This window comes from Streptomyces sp. NBC_00080 (assembly GCF_045041255.1).
Classification (GTDB): domain Bacteria; phylum Actinomycetota; class Actinomycetes; order Streptomycetales; family Streptomycetaceae; genus Streptomyces; species Streptomyces coriariae.
The window spans coordinates 2497357-2514856 of the sequence record NZ_CP108235.1 but is presented as its reverse complement, the minus strand read 5'-3'; the positions used below and the strand labels follow the sequence as shown (position 1 = coordinate 2514856).

Annotated in this window: 14 protein-coding genes; 9 read left to right on the top strand and 5 right to left on the bottom strand. The window is 71.2% G+C overall.

The features are described 5' to 3' along the window. Window positions 1-174 precede the first annotated feature (174 nt). On the top strand, window positions 175-654 hold the full coding sequence (locus OHU34_RS10970) for a DUF6099 family protein (RefSeq protein ID WP_142266586.1): 480 nt from the start codon (window positions 175-177) through the stop codon (window positions 652-654). Window positions 655-789: 135 nt separating this feature from the next. Here the strand turns inward: OHU34_RS10970 and OHU34_RS10965 are convergent, their stop codons facing one another. After that, a complete protein-coding gene (locus OHU34_RS10965) occupies window positions 790-975 on the bottom strand; it encodes a hypothetical protein (protein WP_142266587.1) in 186 nt (61 codons plus the stop codon). A 242-nt stretch (window positions 976-1217) separates the two neighbouring features. On the opposite strand from OHU34_RS10965, the gene OHU34_RS10960 reads away from it, so the two are divergent. The 4 genes from OHU34_RS10960 (at window position 1218) to OHU34_RS10945 (ending at window position 7577) form a co-directional block, all read left to right on the top strand. Then, window positions 1218-2147 carry an LLM class F420-dependent oxidoreductase gene (locus tag OHU34_RS10960; RefSeq protein ID WP_142266588.1) on the top strand — a complete coding sequence of 310 codons (930 nt, stop codon included), beginning with the start codon at window positions 1218-1220 and terminating at the stop codon, window positions 2145-2147. 190 nt (window positions 2148-2337) lie between these two features. Further along, window positions 2338-3279 (top strand): DUF4232 domain-containing protein, encoded by a 942-nt coding sequence (locus tag OHU34_RS10955; RefSeq protein ID WP_405766085.1) that lies wholly within the window; start codon window positions 2338-2340, stop codon window positions 3277-3279. 249 nt (window positions 3280-3528) lie between these two features. After that, entirely contained in the window at window positions 3529-4998 is a 1470-nt protein-coding gene (locus tag OHU34_RS10950; protein WP_230194407.1) for a 3' terminal RNA ribose 2'-O-methyltransferase Hen1, read from the top strand. Beyond that, window positions 4995-7577, top strand: a complete 2583-nt coding sequence (locus tag OHU34_RS10945; RefSeq protein ID WP_142266591.1) for a polynucleotide kinase-phosphatase — start codon at window positions 4995-4997, stop codon at window positions 7575-7577. Before OHU34_RS10950 ends, OHU34_RS10945 begins: the two co-directional genes overlap by 4 nt. Window positions 7578-7906: 329 nt before the next feature. Here the strand turns inward: OHU34_RS10945 and OHU34_RS10940 are convergent, their stop codons facing one another. Both OHU34_RS10940 and OHU34_RS10935 read right to left on the bottom strand, forming a co-directional pair. Then, window positions 7907-8818: an NAD(+)/NADH kinase gene (locus tag OHU34_RS10940; protein ID WP_020125170.1), complete on the bottom strand. Its 912-nt coding sequence runs from the start codon at window positions 8816-8818 to the stop codon at window positions 7907-7909. After that, on the bottom strand, window positions 8815-9984 hold the full coding sequence (locus OHU34_RS10935; protein WP_142266593.1) for an SPFH domain-containing protein: 1170 nt from the start codon (window positions 9982-9984) through the stop codon (window positions 8815-8817). Before OHU34_RS10935 ends, OHU34_RS10940 begins: the two co-directional genes overlap by 4 nt. A gap of 186 nt (window positions 9985-10170) precedes the next feature. Between OHU34_RS10935 and OHU34_RS10930 the strand changes: the two genes are divergently transcribed. Both OHU34_RS10930 and argF read left to right on the top strand, forming a co-directional pair. Then, window positions 10171-11394 carry an arginine deiminase gene (locus tag OHU34_RS10930; protein ID WP_142266594.1) on the top strand — a complete coding sequence of 408 codons (1224 nt, stop codon included), beginning with the start codon at window positions 10171-10173 and terminating at the stop codon, window positions 11392-11394. Window positions 11395-11641: 247 nt separating this feature from the next. After that, a complete protein-coding gene (gene argF / locus OHU34_RS10925; RefSeq protein WP_142266595.1) occupies window positions 11642-12655 on the top strand; it encodes an ornithine carbamoyltransferase in 1014 nt (337 codons plus the stop codon). Between the two features lie 138 nt (window positions 12656-12793). Here the strand turns inward: argF and OHU34_RS10920 are convergent, their stop codons facing one another. Beyond that, on the bottom strand, window positions 12794-13255 hold the full coding sequence (locus tag OHU34_RS10920; RefSeq protein ID WP_142268103.1) for an ATP-binding protein: 462 nt from the start codon (window positions 13253-13255) through the stop codon (window positions 12794-12796). A 313-nt stretch (window positions 13256-13568) separates the two neighbouring features. Here OHU34_RS10920 and OHU34_RS10915 point away from each other — a divergent pair, with 313 nt between their 5' ends. Both OHU34_RS10915 and OHU34_RS10910 read left to right on the top strand, forming a co-directional pair. Beyond that, window positions 13569-14396, top strand: coding sequence for an enoyl-CoA hydratase family protein (locus OHU34_RS10915; protein ID WP_405766081.1), 828 nt, complete (start codon window positions 13569-13571; stop codon window positions 14394-14396). A gap of 2 nt (window positions 14397-14398) precedes the next feature. Then, a complete protein-coding gene (locus OHU34_RS10910; RefSeq protein WP_405766079.1) occupies window positions 14399-16786 on the top strand; it encodes a bifunctional salicylyl-CoA 5-hydroxylase/oxidoreductase in 2388 nt (795 codons plus the stop codon). Window positions 16787-16886: 100 nt separating this feature from the next. Here the strand turns inward: OHU34_RS10910 and cysC are convergent, their stop codons facing one another. Beyond that, entirely contained in the window at window positions 16887-17438 is a 552-nt protein-coding gene (cysC, locus tag OHU34_RS10905; RefSeq protein WP_142266598.1) for an adenylyl-sulfate kinase, read from the bottom strand. Window positions 17439-17500: the final 62 nt, after the last annotated feature.

Below are 17500 nucleotides of genomic sequence, written 5' to 3'. Positions count from 1 at the left end.
AGTCCGTTTTCACTCTCCGCAGTCGACGAGCGGACCGAAATCGATTTGTTGTCCACAGATTTCGGTCTTCCTCTGGCTTTTCGCCCCACACACCCTCACTCTGGGTAGTGGACTGGTGGACACGGGTGTTCGGGCGGACGTGCGGGCAGCACGTCGGGCAGACGGGGGCAGCGCATGGACGCGGTGCGGCTCATCCTGACGAGCAGGCGCGCGCTCGCGGGCGGCGGCGAGGGAGCGAGGATCCTCGAGGAGGTGTGGCAGGCACAGGCCCTGGCGCAGGCGATCGGCAGCCGCCTCGCCGTCTCGGGCCCGCCCGAACTGCGCGGCGAGGCACTGGGACTGACCGAGCTGGCGGGCAGAGGCTGCGGTGTGCTGGGCGCGCCGGACCTCGATCCCGGGGACCTGCTCGCCGCCCGGCTCACCGAACTGGACGACGCCCGTCGGGCGCTGCTCGACCTGAGCGGCCTGCTGGGCGAGGCCGGCATCGCCCTGGTCGGCCTCGCGAGTTCGGCGGACGACCAGGGCACGTACTGGAAGTGCATGGAGGCCATCGACGCGGCGGACGAGTCCAGGGACAGGGTCCTGGAGATGCTGCGCAAGCTGGCGGCGAGAGAGGAACGGGAGGAGAGAGAGGGCGCGTTGCCGGAGAGATGAGGAACCGACCTGTCCGGCGCTCGGTGCTCGGTGCCCCTTCGCTGGGCACCCGGCACCCGGCGAAGGGGCGGGAGTGGAGGAGGGGGCGGGAGCGGCGGGTGGGGGAGGGGAGGGGAGGGGAGGGGGCGGAGAGGCTCAGCCCCCCGTGCCACCTTCTTCTCTCGGCCCCCGCTGCGCACCCCCGGTCGACTGGAAATCCGCATCCAACGCGGAGAGATCCGCGTTCAGGGCCGCCATCAGCTCCTCCATCTGCTGCAACAGTCCCTTCGGCTGGGCTGCGGCGGGGGCCCCGCCCTGTTGCGGCACGGTCTCTTCGGACATGACGGCCTCCTCGGCCCTGGCCCCGTGAGGAGGGGCCGATGCGGATGACATCCCGGCGCTGACCAGCCGGGCACGGGCGCCGGGCGGTCCGGCTCCGCCCGCCCAACGATCACCGGAGGGGCGGGTCACCGGCCCGGGCAACCCCCCCACGCACAGCACGGACGATTTTCACCCGACCGGGGACGGCCGGGGGAGACGGGACCGGTGCGGTTGACGGGGAGGCCGGAGTGCAGGATGGAGGTATGGATCTGCGTATCTTCACCGAGCCCCAGCAGGGGGCGACGTACGACACCCTCCTCGCCGTGGCGAAGGCCACCGAGGACCTCGGGTTCGACGCCTTTTTCCGGTCCGACCACTATCTGAAGATGGGCGACGTGAGCGGCCTTCCGGGCCCCACGGACGCCTGGATCACCCTCGCCGGGCTCGCCCGCGAGACCAAGCGCATCCGCCTCGGCACGCTGATGACCGCCGGCACGTTCCGGCTGCCGGGCGTCCTCGCCATCCAGGTCGCGCAGGTGGACCAGATGTCCGGCGGACGGATCGAACTGGGCCTGGGCGCGGGCTGGTTCGAGGAGGAGCACACGGCATACGGGATCCCCTTCCCGAAGGAGAAGATCGGCCGGCTGGAGGAGCAGCTGGAGATCGTCACGGGCCTGTGGGCGACGGAGCTCGGCAAGACGTACGACTTCCACGGCACGTACTACGACCTCACCGACTCGCCCGCCCTGCCCAAGCCCGCACAGGCGAAGATCCCGGTGCTGATCGGCGGCACCGGCGCGACCCGCACGCCGCGGCTGGCCGCCCGGTTCGCCGACGAGTTCAACATGCCGTTCGGCTCGATCGAGGACTGTGAGCGCCAGTTCGGCCGGGTGCGGGCCGCCGCTCAGGAGGCAGGCCGCGCAGCCGATTCGATCACCTTCTCCAACGCCCTCGTCGTCTGCGTCGGCAAGGACGACCAGGAGCTCGCCCGGCGCGCCGCCGCGATCGGCCGCGAGGTCGACGAGCTGAAGGCCAACGGGCTGGCCGGTTCTCCGGCCGAGGTCGTCGACAAGATCGGCCGATACGCCGAGGCAGGCTCCCGGCGGTTCTACCTCCAGGTCCTCGACCTGCACGACCTGGACCACCTGGAGCTGATCTCCGCACAGGTGCAGGCGCAGCTGAACCAGTGCTGAACTAGTACGGCGATCGCGGACGTGCACGGCGGCGCGCCCGGCCAGGCTGGGACATCGTTGTCTCCGTTGTCCTCGTTGTCTTCAATGTCCGGACGGCCGGGACGCGCCGCCGATCATCTGTGACACGGCTGTGACCGGAGCTATGGCTTCCGTCACAGTCGGTATGGCCGGCCCCTGATGAGGTGGCCGGATGCGCAGACCCCTCCCACTCCTCCCGGCTCTCGCCGCCGCGCTGCTCCTCACGGCGTGCGGATCGGAACAGGCCGGCACCCAGAACGGCGGCGTCGGCGCGAGCGGCTCTACACCGCGGACACAGGTCACCCAACCCGCCGTGGACGGGGTCCGGATCACCTCGGTGACCATCCCCTCCGCCGCCGCGAGCCCCAGCCCATCCGACGGCGGACTCGTCAAGGCCGAACGCCTCCCGGCCGGGCTCGCCGCCGATTCCGGCATCTCGGCCGCGTACGAGGTCACCAACTCCGGTACCGAAGCGTTGACCTACACCGTCCGTTTCGACTTCACGACGAGCGCGGGCGAGGTCATGAGCAACGAGCGGGTGACCGTGCGCTCGGTGGGGGCCGGCCGGACGGTACGGGACACCGTACGACCGGGGGAGCTCGTGCCGGGGTCGTCGCCGGTGACGACGGTGAAGGTCGGGGAGGTGACCAAGGTCCCGGCGGACGAGGCGCCGACCGAGGCCGGGGTCTGCCCGCCCTCCGGGGTCCGCGTCTCCGCCGACGACGGCGACGCCGCGATGGGGCTGCGCGTCGTGGGACTCATCCTGGAGAACTGCGGCGATCGGGACTACACGGTGGACGGCTACCCGCAGGTGACCCTCCTGGACGAGGACCACAAGCCGGTCGACGGCGTCAAGATCTTCAAGGGCAGTGGCGGCATCTCCACCGTCACCGGGTTCGACGACCCACCCCGGCCCGTCACGCTGAAGCCCGGCGAACGCGCGAACGCCGGCCTGATGTGGCGCAACACCACCGGCTTCGGCACCGCGGTCGACGTCCCGTACGTCCGGGTGCGTGCCAGGTCCGACGCCGAGCCGGTGATGGTGACCCCCCACCTGGACCTCGGCACCACCGGAAAGCTCGGCGTCAGCCCGTGGCGAAGCACACCGGAGTAACAGAAGGACGGAGTAACAGGAAGACGGAGCAACAGACAGACGGAGGGAAACCTCCGGAAGGGCAAGCCGGGGATCCCGGCGGCGGTGAGCGTCTCCGCCCCCGGCGCCCGGTGCCTGACCAGCGCGGACGGCCGTCGGCCGGCTGGGAAAATCGCGAGTGGCGCGGAAGCGTTCTCTGTACGTTGTAGGGGTGCGCGAGCGCACGATCAGCGCTTCCGCTCCTTCTTCCGAACCCACCGAGGCACCCACGTGTTCCTGACGATCAGCACCACCGGCACCCCTGAACGTCCCGCCACCGATCTGGGCTTCCTGCTGCACAAGCATCCCGACAAGGCGCAGGCGTTCTCCACCTCCTACGGCAAGGCCCACGTCCTCTATCCCGAGGCCGATGCCGAGCGCTGCACGGCGGCGCTGCTGCTGGAGGTGGACGCCGTGGCGCTGGTCCGGCGCGGCAAGGGCAAGGGCCGGGGCGGTGCTCCGGACGCGGCCCTCGCCCAGTACGTCAACGACCGCCCCTACGCGGCCTCCTCGCTGCTCGCGGTCGCCCTGAGCGGGGTGTTCTCCAGCGCGATGCGCGGGGTGTGCGCGGCGAAGCCCGAACTCCCGGCGCAGCAGCGGCCGTTGCGTGTCGAGGTACCGGCACTGCCCGCCCGCGGCGGCGTCGACCTCGTACGCGGTCTCTTCGAGCCGCTCGGCTGGGCCGTGAGTGCCGAACCGGTGGCCCTCGACACGGAGTTCGAGGAGTGGGGAGACTCGCGATACGTGAGCCTGGTCCTGGAGGCGGAGACGCTCACCGTCGCCGAGGCCCTGCGTCACCTGTACGTCCTGCTGCCCGTCCTCGACGACGCCAAGCACTACTGGGTCTCCTCCGACGAGGTCGACAAGCTGCTGCGCGCCGGTGAGGGCTGGCTGTCGGATCACCCCCAGCAGAAACTGATCACCAGCCGTTACCTGTCCCGCCGCTGGTCGCTGACCCGCCAGGCGATGGAGCGGCTGGAGCTGGTCCGGCTCGCCGAAGCCGACGACAGCGAGGTCGAGGAGATCGACAACGCGGTCGAGGCAGAGGCCGAGACGGAGGAGCGCCCGACACCGCTGGCCGTGCTGCGCCGCGAGGCCATTGTCACGGCGCTGTCGGAGTCCGGGGCCGCCCGGGTCCTCGACCTCGGCTGCGGCCAGGGCCAGTTGGTGCAGGCGCTGCTGAAGGACCCGCGCTTCACCGAGATCGTCGGTGTCGACGTGTCGATGCGCGCGCTCACCATCGCCTCCCGGCGGCTGAAGCTGGACCGCATGGGCGAGCGGCAGGCCTCCCGCGTCCAGCTCCTCCAGAGCTCGCTCTCTTACACCGACACCCGCCTCAAGGGCTACGACGCCGCCGTGCTCAGCGAGGTGATCGAGCACCTCGACCTGCCCAGGCTGCCTGCCCTGGAGTACGCGGTGTTCGGTTCGGCCCGCCCGCGTACGGTCCTGGTGACCACCCCGAACGTCGAGTACAACGTCCGCTGGGAGAGCCTCCCGGCAGGACACGTCCGGCACGGCGACCACCGCTTCGAGTGGACCCGTGAGGAGTTCCGCGGCTGGGCGGCCACCGTCGCCGAACGGCACGGCTACGCCGTCGAGTTCGTCCCCGTAGGCCTGGACGACCCGGAGGTCGGCCCGCCCACCCAGATGGCCGTTTTCACCATGAGCAGCGTCAACGAGAAGGAGGCGAAGGCAGCATGACCGAGACTCAGGTTTCCGCGAAGCAGGGCCGTGTGCTGCCCGTCACCGACCTCTCCCTCGTCGTGCTGATCGGTGCGTCCGGGTCCGGCAAGTCCACGTTCGCCCACCGCAACTTCAAGCCCACCGAGGTCATCTCCTCCGACTTCTGCCGAGGTCTGGTCTCCGACGACGAGAACGACCAGAGCGCGACACGGGACGCCTTCGACGTCCTGCACTACATCGCGGGCAAGCGGCTCGCGGCCGGTCGTCGCACGGTGGTCGACGCCACCAGCGTGCAGCAGGACGCCCGCCGTCAGCTGATCGAGCTGGCGAAGCAGTACGACGTGCTGCCCATCGCCGTCGTGCTGGACGTGCCGGAGGAGGTGTGCGCCGAACGCAACGCGGCCCGCACCGACCGCGCCGACATGCCCCGCCGGGTCATCCAGCGCCACACCCGCGAACTCCGCCGCTCGCTGCGCCACCTGGAGCGCGAGGGCTTCCGCAAGGTGCACGTCCTGCGGGGCGTCGAGGACATCGAGAACGCCTCGGTCGTCACCGAGAAGCGCTACAACGACCTGACCCACCTCACCGGCCCGTTCGACATCATCGGCGACATTCACGGCTGCGCCTTCGAACTCGATGGACTTCTGGGCAAGTTGGGCTATGTGGACGGCGTCCACCCGGAGGGCCGGCAGGCCGTGTTCGTCGGTGACCTGGTCGACCGGGGCCCGGACAGCCCGGGCGTGCTGCGTCGCGTGATGGCGATGGTCAAGTCGGGCAACGCCCTCTGCGTGCCCGGCAACCACGAGAACAAGTACGGCCGTCACCTGCGCGGCCGCAAGGTCCAGCACACCCACGGCCTGGCCGAGACCATCGAGCAGATGGAGAGCGAGAGCGAGGAGTTCCGCACCGAGGTAAGGGAGTTCATCGACGGCCTCGTCAGCCACTACGTCCTCGACGGCGGCAGGCTCGTGGTCTGCCACGCGGGTCTGCCGGAGAAGTACCACGGACGCACGTCCGGGCGCGTCCGCTCGCACGCGCTGTACGGCGACACCACCGGCGAGACCGACGAGTTCGGCCTGCCGGTGCGCTACCCGTGGGCGGAGGACTACCGGGGCCGCGCGGCGGTGGTCTACGGGCACACGCCCGTCCCGGAGGCCACCTGGCTGAACAACACCATCTGCCTGGACACCGGCGCCGTGTTCGGCGGCAAGCTGACCGCGCTGCGCTGGCCGGAGCGCGAGCTGGTCGACGTACCGGCGGAGCAGGTCTGGTACGAGCCGACGAAGCCACTGCGCTCCGCGGCGCCCGGCGGGCACGACGGCCGCCCGCTGGACCTGGCGGACGTCCACGGCCGACGCATTGTCGAAACCCGTTACGAGGGTCAGAACCGTGTCTCGATCCGCGAGGAGAACGCGGCCGCGGCCCTGGAGGTCATGAGCCGTTTCGCGGTGGACCCGAGGCTGCTGCCGTACCTGCCGCCGACGATGGCCCCCACGGCCACCTCGCATGTCGAGGGCTACCTGGAGCACCCGGCGGAGGCGTTCGCGCAGTACGCGCAGGACGGTGTCGCACGGGTCGTGTGCGAGGAGAAGCACATGGGCTCGAGGGCGGTGGCCCTGGTGTGCCGGGACGCGGAAACGGCGCGCAAGCGTTTCGGCGTGGACGGCCCCACCGGGTCCCTCTACACCCGCACGGGCCGGCCGTTCTTCGACGACGAGAGCGTGACGGAGGAGATACTCGGCCGGATACGGACGGCGGTGGACGAGGCGGGCCTCTGGTCGGAGCTGGCCGCACCCGACAGCGCCACCGGCGAGGTGGACTGGCTGCTGCTGGACGCCGAGCTGATGCCCTGGTCGCTGAAGGCCTCGGGTCTGCTCCGCTCGCAGTACGCGGCCGTGGGTGCCGCGTCCCGTGCGGTCTTCCCGGGCACCCTGTCCGCCCTGGAAGGCGCGGCGGCACGCGGTGTCGACGTCGGGGACCTCCTCTCCCGCCAGCGCGAACGCGCCTCGGACGCGGCAGCGTTCACCGAGGCGTACCGCCGCTACTGCTGGACGACGGACGGTCTGGACGGCGTACGGCTGGCCCCGTTCCAGATCCTCGCGGTCCAGGGCCGCAGCCTGGCCGATCTGCCCCACGACGTACAGCTGTCGCTCCTCGACCGGCTGGTGGAACACGACAACACGGGTCTGCTCCAGACCACCCGGCGCCTCTACGTCGACACGGCCGACCCCGAGTCGGTCCAGTCGGGTGTCGACTGGTGGCTGGAGATGACGGGCCGAGGCGGCGAGGGCATGGTCGTCAAGCCGCTGGGCGCCCTGGTCCGCGGCAGTGAGGGCCGCCTGGTCCAGCCCGGCATCAAGTGCCGGGGCCGTGAGTACCTCCGGATCATCTACGGCCCGGAGTACACCCGTCCCGACAACCTCACCCGGCTGCGCGGGCGCTTCCTCAACCACAAACGGTCGTTGGCGATCCGCGAGTACGCCCTGGGCCTGGAGGCCCTGGCCCGCCTGGCCGAGGGCGAGCCCCTGTGGCGCGTCCACGAGGCGGTCTTCGGCGTGCTGGCCCTGGAGTCGGAGCCGGTCGACCCGCGGTTGTGAGCGGGGCGTCGGTCTCCGACGCGACAGGCGAGGAGCTGTGCTGCGCCGCGTTCGTCCGGCTGGACGGGGCGCAGCGGGCAATCGCCGCCCGGGCGGATCAACCCGGCATGGTCGGGCCGGAGTTGGCTAGGCGGTTCAACCCGTCACCTCCGGACGGTGGTTGGCGGCCTGAATGGCCAGAGCGTTCATGGGCGCGTCCGCTCCGGGGTACGGGCCGACCCGGAATCGCCGGGCGGGGGCCGACGGCGGGGCCCGACCCGCAATCGCAGGACGGGGTGTGGCGGAGCGGTCCAACCCGGCACCGGCCGGACGGTGGTCGGCGCTGTGGCTCACCCGACGAGCCGCAGTGCCGTCTCCGCTCGTCCCACCCGTACCCGCTGCCCCCACGTCAGTTCCACCGCGTCGCTCTCGATCCCGTCGCCGAAGGCGATGAGGCGTTCCGACTCGACGGTGAGCGTCAGCCGGCCGCCCGCCGCGAGTTCGCCCGCGACCAGCGAGGTGCCGGTCGCGGGGGACGGCCACGCCTCCCGCACGAACCACACCAACCTGTCCTCCGTCGGGGCCGGAAGGCGCAGGCCCCTGTCGCCCCCGGCGCCCCGCTCCTGCCACACCGACCGGATCCAGCCGGTCGCCCCGGTGCCGGTGCCCACCAGCACCCCTGAGGAGGCCTGGGCCTCGACGGCACCCCCGTCGTCGTCGAGGCCCAGGCGGTAGCGGGCGGTCTGGTGGCCCGCGGCGCCCAGATAGATCTCGTTGAGGGCCAGCAGCCGCTGGGTGTCGTCGGCCACCGCCTCGACCATGGTCAGCCCGTCCGTGCCGGTGCCCGCCGCGAGCACGGAGGGCAGGAGCAGCCGGGCGTCCGCCGGACGGTGGCGGACCAGGACGCCCGGGTTGCGGCCGGGGTCGGTGTCGATGCCCACCACCGGCTGACCGGACAGGTACTTGGCGACGTTCGCCACCAGTCCATCCTGGCCGACCACGACCACCACGTCCTCGGGGGCGAAGAGGAAGCGGTCCAAGTCCGTTCGCTCCACCCGTGTCTGACGCCAGGTCAGGGGAATCGCCGCCGTGACCTCCGCCATGGCCCGCCTGGTACGCCGGTGGCGTTCCGCGACCTCCTCGATGTCCCGCCCCCGCGAGGAGAGGAAGAAGGCGGCCTGGCCGTGGGTGCCGTGCCGGGCCACCAACTCCTCGTACTCCGTGGTGCGGTGGACCAGCACGGCCCGCGGGGCGAGACTCATTCCCGTTCCCCTGCGCCGAGCTTCGACAGGAGCCCGGTGAGGACGTCCGGCGAGATCGTCACGCTGTCGATGTGCGGCAGGTTCTCGGCCAGACGCGTCCCGGTGAGGGCGTGCAGGGTCGCCACGTCGACGTCCGCGTGCACGCGCAGCCAGGCCGCCTGCGCCTGGGCCCGCGCCTCGCCGACCTCGCGTGCCGCCTGGGCCTCGGCGTGGGCGAGCTGGACCGACCGCGCCGCCTCCGCCTCCGCGAGCCGGACCGTGCGCGTCGCCTCTGCCACGGTCAGCCGCTCCGAGCGCTGCGCCTCGGCGTCCGCCAGCCGCACCTGCTTGGAGGCCTCGGCCTCCGCCAGCTTGACCGACCGCGCGGCCTCCGCCTCCGCGAGCCGCACCGACCGGGAGGCTTCCGCCTCCGCCCGTACCTTGTCCGCCGCCGCGTTCTCCTCCGCCTCGCGACGGGTGTTCGTACCGCGCTGCTCGACCAACTGCTCCTCACGGCGGGCCAGTTCGATCTGGCTGGCCAGCTCGTTCTCGGCGATCGTCCGCTCCCGCTCGACGGCCACCGCCCGCCGCTCGTACGTCGCCCGGTCGGCCTCCTGCTGGATCTGCTCGCGTGCGGGGGTGCGCAGCGCCCGCTCCACCTCCGGTTCCGGACGCAGCGCGACGACCCGCACGGCCACGATCTCGATGCCCGTGGCCGGCAGTCGCGGCTCCGCCGCCAGCCCCGCCGCGACCCGCTCCCGTACCGACTTCACGCCGTCCACCAGCGCCGACGCCAGTGACGTACGCGCCAGGACGTCCAGTGCGTGCTGCTGCGCCGTCTCCGTCAGCAGGGTGCCGAGCTGCTCCAGGGGCGCACTGCGCCAGATCCCCGTGTCGGGGTCGATGGAGAAGTCGAGGCGGGCGGCGGCGACAGCCGGGTCGCTGATCCGGTAGGTCACGGTCGCCTGCACCGTCACGTCCTGGAAGTCGACCGTACGGGCGTGGAAGGTCATCGCCAACTCGCGGTCGTCCACCGGCACTTCGGAGAGCGCCGCGCTCAGCGAGCGGAACCAGAAGCTGAGCCCGGGACCGTCGTGCGCCAGCTTGCCGGAGCGGTGGTGGCGCACATGCGCCGTCGGCGCGCCGCGCAGATGGCGCCAGCCCAGGCGTCTGGTGATGTCGGCCATGAGAGACCCCCCTCGTTCCGTTTCTCGTCAGTGCGACGATAAGGGAAACGATAGTCGTGCGTTCCCCTTGTCGTCAAGGGGACGAGAATGGGCGGGGGCGGCGGAAGGCGACGAGGGCGGGAACAAGCTCGTGCGGAAACGGTCCAGTAGGGGGTGAAGGCGGTCCCTGATGGTCAGGATGGAGGCATGGGATTCCATGTCGACTCCGAGGCCGGGCGGCTGCGCCGCGTCATCCTTCACCGGCCGGATCTCGAGCTCAAAAGGCTCACCCCCAGCAACAAGGACGCACTTCTCTTCGACGACGTGCTGTGGGTGCGCCGGGCGCGCGCCGAGCACGACGGGTTCGCCGACGTACTGCGCGACCGCGGTGTCGCCGTACATCTCTTCGGCGACCTGCTCACCGAGGCCCTGGAGATCCCGGCGGCCCGAGCGCTCGTCCTGGACCGCGTCTTCGACGAGAAGGAGTACGGGGTGCTCGCCACCGACCACCTCCGCGCCGCCTTCGAGATGCTCCCCGCCCCGGAACTGGTGGAGGCCCTCGTCGGCGGTATGACCAAGAGGGAGTTTCTGGAAGCGCATCCCGAACCGACGTCCGTGCGCTTCCATGTCATGGACCTCGACGACTTCCTCCTCGACCCCCTCCCCAACCACCTCTTCACCCGGGACACCTCCGCCTGGATCTACGACGGTGTCGCGATCAACGCCATGCGCTGGCCGGCCCGGCAGCGCGAGACCGTCCACTTCGAGGCGATCTACCGGCACCACCCCCTGTTCCGCGGTGAAACGTTCCGCGTCTGGTCCGAGGGCCAGGCGGACTATCCGTCCACCATCGAGGGCGGTGACGTCCTCGTCATCGGCAACGGCGCCGTGCTGATCGGCATGAGCGAGCGCACCACTCCGCAGGCCGTCGAGATGCTCGCCCACAAGTTGTTCGCGGCGGGCTCGGCCGAGACCATCGTGGCCCTCGACATGCCGAAGCGGCGTGCCTTCATGCACCTCGACACCGTGATGACGATGGTCGACGGCGACACCTTCACCCAGTACGCGGGCCTCGGCATGCTCCGCTCGTACACCATCGAACCGGGCGTCGGCGAGAAGGAGCTGAAGGTGACCGACCATCCGCCGGAGCACATGCACCGCGCGATCGCCGCCGCCCTCGGTCTGAGCGAGATCCGGGTGCTCACCGCCACCCAGGACGTCCACGCGGCCGAGCGCGAGCAGTGGGACGACGGCTGCAACGTCCTCGCCGTGGAGCCGGGCGTGGTCGTCGCCTACGAGCGCAACGTCACCACCAACACCCATCTGCGCAAACGGGGCATCGAGGTGATCGAGATCCCCGGCAGCGAACTGGGCCGGGGGAGGGGCGGGCCGCGCTGTATGAGCTGCCCGGTCGAACGGAGTGCCGTATAGGCGTGCTGTGGGGGTGGGCGTGCCGGATGCGCGCCGTATGGCTCATGGCGGGATGGCGTATGGCGGGATGGTCTATGACCGTCTGGCCGTCTGGCCGTCTGGCCGTCTGGTCGTCTGGCTGTACGGGTGTACGGGTGTCGCTCGGGTGTCTGTATAAAAATGCTGGGTGTCGTATAGACTTCCGAGGGTCCTTTCCCGTCGCAGTCCGCGCACTGCATCTCTTCACCGCACTTCTGGAGCGACCCCCATGGCGACAGTCCCGACCGCCCTCGCCGGCCGCCACTTCCTCAAGGAGCTGGACTTCACCGAGGAGGAGTTCCGCGGCCTGATCGAGCTGGCCGCCGAGCTGAAGGCCGCCAAGAAGGCCGGGACCGAGGTCCAGCACCTGCGCGGCAAGAACATCGCCCTGATCTTCGAGAAGACCTCGACGCGCACCCGCTGCGCGTTCGAGGTCGCCGCCGCGGACCAGGGCGCCTCCACCACCTACCTCGACCCCTCCGGCTCCCAGATCGGCCACAAGGAGTCGGTGAAGGACACCGCCCGGGTGCTGGGCCGGATGTACGACGGCATCGAGTACCGCGGGTCCAGCCAGCGGAAGGTCGAGGAGCTCGCCGCCCACGCGGGCGTGCCCGTCTTCAACGGCCTCACCGACGACTGGCACCCCACCCAGATGCTCGCCGACGTGCTCACCATGACCGAGCACTGTGCCAAGAACCTCGGGGACGACCGTTTCGTCCTCGCCTACCTCGGTGACGCCCGCTTCAACATGGGCAACTCCTACCTGGTCACCGGCGCCCTGCTCGGCATGGACGTCCGTATCGTCGCGCCGAAGGAGTACTGGCCCGCCGACGAGGTGATCGCGCAGGCCCGCAAGCTGGCCGAGGACTCCGGGGCCGCGATCCTGCTCACCGAGGACCTCGCCGAGGGCGTCGCGGGCGCCGACTTCGTGGCCACCGACGTGTGGGTCTCCATGGGGGAACCCAAGGAGGTCTGGGGCGAGCGGATCGCCGCCCTCGGCCCGTACGCCGTGACCATGGACGTCCTGCGCGCCACCGGCAACCCGGACGTCAAGTTCCTGCACTGCCTCCCGGCCTTCCACGACCTCGGCACCAAGGTCGGCCGCGAGATCCACGAGACCCACGGCCTGGACTCCCTCGAGGTGACGGACGAGGTGTTCGAGTCGGCCCACTCGGTCGTCTTCGACGAGGCGGAGAACCGCCTGCACACGATCAAGGCCGTACTGGTCGCCACGCTCGCCTGAGCGGCCCGCCCGGACTCACGCGTCACGCCCGCCGCACGCGTCACGCCCGCCGCACGCGTCACGCCCGCCACGGGCGCCGCGACTCAGGGACGGCTCACGGCCGACGGCTGACGCGAGGCGCGCCCGTCGCGGCCGACGTCACGCCGGGTGCGGACGCCACTGCGCCGGAACGGCGGCCAGCCTGAACCACACCGCCTTGCCCTGATCGGTGGGCCGGTGTCCGCAGGACGAGCTGAGGGTGCGGATGAGCAGCAGCCCGCGCCCGTGCTCCTGCCAGGGGTCGGGCTCCTCCCCGGAAGGCCGGGTGAGATCGCCGGGCGGCACCGGGTCGGCGTCGTGCACCTCGACCTGGCAGCCGGTCGGCTGCAGCTCCACCACCAGCTCTATCGGGGCGTCCCCGGCGGTGTGCTCCACGGCGTTGGCCACCAGCTCGGCGGTGAGCAGCTCCGCGGTGTCGCTGTCCGCCCCGTGCTTCAGCTCGGCCAGCGCCGTTCGGACCAGAGCACGGGCCACCGGCACGGCCGCGGCGGAGTGCGGCAGCGCGATTCGCCAGGAGGCGGGCGGCTCGGAGGGGCGTTCGTACAAGGCGAGTCCGTTCATGGCGCAGGTTCCGATGGTCGACATCAGGTGGCCCTGCTTTCAACTTCAGGAATGGTACGGCGGCCTCCGGCAGAGGCGCTCGTCGGGCGCCGTACGGGACCGTCGGCCCCTGCCCGGCGACTTACCCGGGTCAACGGTCCCTCTCGCGCACCTGATCCCGTTGTTACCGCGTTATCGACGACCGGTGACGTGTGTGACGAGAACATGCCGTGCGGTGACACGGCGATTCTTCCCGGAGCTCCTATCGCGTACTCATGACGACAGTCACAAGAAGGTGATAACTTCGGAAGTGACTGTCGAGGAGGCCGCCCTCATGAGTCCCTTCACCGGCTCCGCCGCCCGCACCTCCGACTGGCACCACCTGCGCGTCGAACGCACCGACGGCGTCGTCACCGTCACCCTGGCCCGCCCCGAGAAACTCAACGCCCTCACCTTCGGCGCCTACGCCGACCTGCGCGATCTGCTCGCCGAGCTGTCCCGGGAGCGGTCGGTCCGCGCCCTGGTGCTGGCCGGCGAGGGCCGCGGCTTCTGCTCCGGCGGAGACGTCGACGAGATCATCGGCGCCACCCTCGGCATGGACACCGCCCGACTCCTCGACTTCAACCGGATGACCGGCCAGGTCGTGCGCGCCGTCCGGGAGTGCCCGTTCCCGGTCATCGCGGCCGTGCACGGCGTGGCGGCCGGCGCCGGCGCGGTCCTCGCCCTGGCCGCCGACTTCCGGATCGCCGACCCCAGCGCCCGCTTCGCGTTCCTCTTCACCCGCGTCGGCCTCTCCGGCGGCGACATGGGCGCCGCCTATCTGCTGCCCCGCGTCGTGGGCCTCGGCCACGCCACCCGGCTGCTCATGCTCGGAGAGCCGGTCCGCGCCCCCGAGGCCGAGCGCATCGGCCTGATCAGCGAACTGACGGACGAGGGCCGCTCCGACGAGGTCGCCCAGGCACTCGCCCGCCGCCTGGCCGACGGCCCCGCACTGGCGTACGCCCAGACCAAGGCGCTCCTCACCGCGGAACTGGACATGCCGCTCGCCGCGTCCGTCGAACTGGACGCCTCCACCCAGGCCCTGCTCATGAACGGCGAGGACTACGCCGAGTTCCACGAGGCGTTCACGCAGAAGCGACCGCCGAAGTGGCGGGGGCGGTGACCATGACGACCCACGCGCGGACACCGGCGTCCACGCCACCGGGCGGCGCCGACCCGCGGCTCCACGACGGGCAGCGACCGGCAGCAGGAGGCCCCCCGCCGCACGACGGCAACGGCCACCCCCGGCGCATCGCGGTCATCGGCGGCGGCCCCGGCGGTCTCTACGCCGCAGCCCTGCTGAAACGCCTCGACCCCGCCCGCGAGATCACCCTCTGGGAACGCAACGCCCCCGACGACACCTTCGGCTTCGGGGTCGTCCTCTCCGACGAGACCCTCGGCGGCATCGAACACGCCGACCCGCAGGTCTACGCCGCCCTCCAGCAGGGCTTCGTCCGCTGGGACGACATCGACATCGTGCGCCGCAACAGCCGGCACACCTCCACCGGACACGGCTTCGCCGCCCTCGGCCGGCGCAGGCTCCTGGAGATCCTGCACGAACGCTGCCGCTCCCTCGGCGTCGACCTGCGCTTCCGCGCCGAGGCGCCGGACCCGGCCCGGCTGGCCGAGGAGTACGACCTCGTCATCGCCGCCGACGGCGTGCACAGCACCACCCGCGACGCGTACGCCCAGGTGTTCCGCCCCCGGGTGACCGGTCACCACTGCCGTTACATCTGGCTCGCCGCGGACTTCGCCTTCGACGCCTTCCGCTTCGAGGTGGCCGAGACCCCGCACGGCGTGATGCAACTGCACGGATACCCCTACGCGCCCGAGTCCTCGACCGTGATCGTCGAGATGCGCGAGGAGGTATGGCGGGCAACCGGTTTCGACGAACTCGACGAACAGGAGTCGGTCGAGCGCTGCGCCAAGATCTTCGCGGACGCCCTCGGCGGACGCTCGCTCAAGTCCAACCACTCCACCTGGACCACGTTCCGGACGGTCGTCAACGAGCACTGGTCGCACGGCAACATCGTCCTGCTGGGCGACGCCGCCCACACCGCCCACTTCTCCATCGGCTCCGGCACCAAGCTCGCCGTCGAGGACGCCCTGGCGCTCGCGGCCTGTCTGCACGAACACCCCGATCTGCCCGCCGCGTTGACCGCCTACGAGGAGGAGCGCAGGCCAGTCGTCGCCTCCACCCAGCGGGCCGCCCGCGCCAGCCTGGAGTGGTTCGAGAACATCGGCCTCTACCTCGACCAGCAGCCCCGTCGATTCGCCTTCAACCTGCTCACCCGCAGCCGCCGCGTCACCCACGACAACCTGCGTCTGCGCGACCCCCACTTCACCGACGCCGTGGAGCGCGAGTTCGGCTGTCCGCCCGGCACGCCCCCGATGTTCACCCCGTTCCGACTGCGCGGCCTGACCCTGCGCAACCGGGTCGTCGTCTCCCCCATGGACATGTACTCGGCCACCGACGGCCTCCCCGGCGACTTCCACCTCGTCCACCTCGGCGCCCGCGCCCTCGGCGGAGCCGGACTGGTGATGACCGAGATGGTGTGCGTGTCCCCCGAGGGGCGCATCACGCCCGGCTGCACCGGCCTCTACACCGGCCGCCAGGCCGACGCATGGCGCCGCGTGACCGACTTCGTGCACGACCGGGCGCCCGGCACCGCGATCGGCGTCCAACTCGGCCACTCCGGGCGGAAGGGTTCGACGAGACGGATGTGGGAGGGGATGGACGAGCCACTGCCCGAAGGCAACTGGCCGCTCGTGGCCGCCTCCCCACTGCCCTACAAGCCGGCCGGTCAACTGCCCCGTGCCCTCACCCGAGCCCAACTCACCGACCTCCGCCAGGAGTTCGCCGCGGCTGCCGGTCGCGCCGCCCGGTCCGGCTTCGACCTGCTGGAGCTGCACTGCGCCCACGGCTACTTGCTGTCCGGCTTCCTCTCCCCGCTGACCAACCGCCGAACCGACGCCTACGGAGGCTCGCTCGCCGAGCGGCTGCGCTTCCCGCTGGAGGTCTTCGACGCGGTCCGCGCGGTATGGCCCGCGGAACGACCGATGACCGTCCGGATCTCCGCCACCGACTGGGCCGAGGGCGGCACTTCGGCCGACGACGCCGTCGAGATCGCCCGAGCCTTCGCCGCGCACGGCGTCGACGCGATCGATGTGTCGACCGGCCAGGTGGTGGCCGAGGAACGGCCCGAATTCGGCCGCTCGTACCAGACACCGTTCGCGGACCGGATCCGGCACGAGGTGCGGGTCCCCGTGATCGCGGTCGGAGCGATCTCCTCCTGGGACGACGTCAACTCGCTGATCCTCGCAGGCCGGACGGACCTCTGCGCCCTCGCCCGACCACACCTCTACGACCCGAACTGGACCCTGCACGCGGCCGCCGAACAGGGCTACGCCGGACCGGGCGCCGACTGGCCCGCCCCCTACCGCGCGGGCAGCAGGCCACCGCGTACCGGACGCACGGACGCGCCCAAACCCCGCCTGACGCTGACGAGTTGAGGCTTCTGGGAGGCCGACCCGGGAGCCGGCACGTGAGCTGACTCGGGAGTCGGCATGCCGGCCGGTCCGGGGCCGGGCAGGTGAGCTGGGACCGCCGCGCTCACACCAGCCCCCGACCTGCCAGCACCGCGTACACCGCGTCCGCCGAGTCCGGCGGTGTCCGGTCCTGCGTCGTGAGCACCAACTCGGGGTCGACCGGGGCCTCGTACGGGTCGTCGACGCCCGTCAGCCCGGTCAGCCCGCCCGCGGCCTGCCGGGCGTACAGCCCGTTCACATCCCGCTCCCGGCAGACCTCGACCGGGGTCGCGACATGGATCTCGACGTACGGTGTGCCGCTCTTCTCGTGCCGGAGCCGCACGGCCTCGCGGCTGTCGGCATAGGGCGCGATCACGGGGACGACGGACAGGACGCCGTTGCGGGCGAGGACCTCCGAGACAAGGCCGACGCGCTGCACGTTGATGTGCCGGTCGGCCCGCGAGAAGCCGAGGCCCGCGGAGAGGAAACGGCGTATCTCGTCACCGTCGAGGACCTCCACCCGATGGCCCTCCGCCCTCAGCCGATCGCTCAGGAAACGGGCGATCGTCGTCTTGCCCGCGCTCGGCAGCCCCGTGAGCCAGACCGTGGCTCCCTGCGTCCTCGGCTTGTCGGTCATGCGCAACAGTCCTCTTTCCTGCCGTCGTCCACCCGTGGAACGGTAGGTAAGGAATCTGAGAG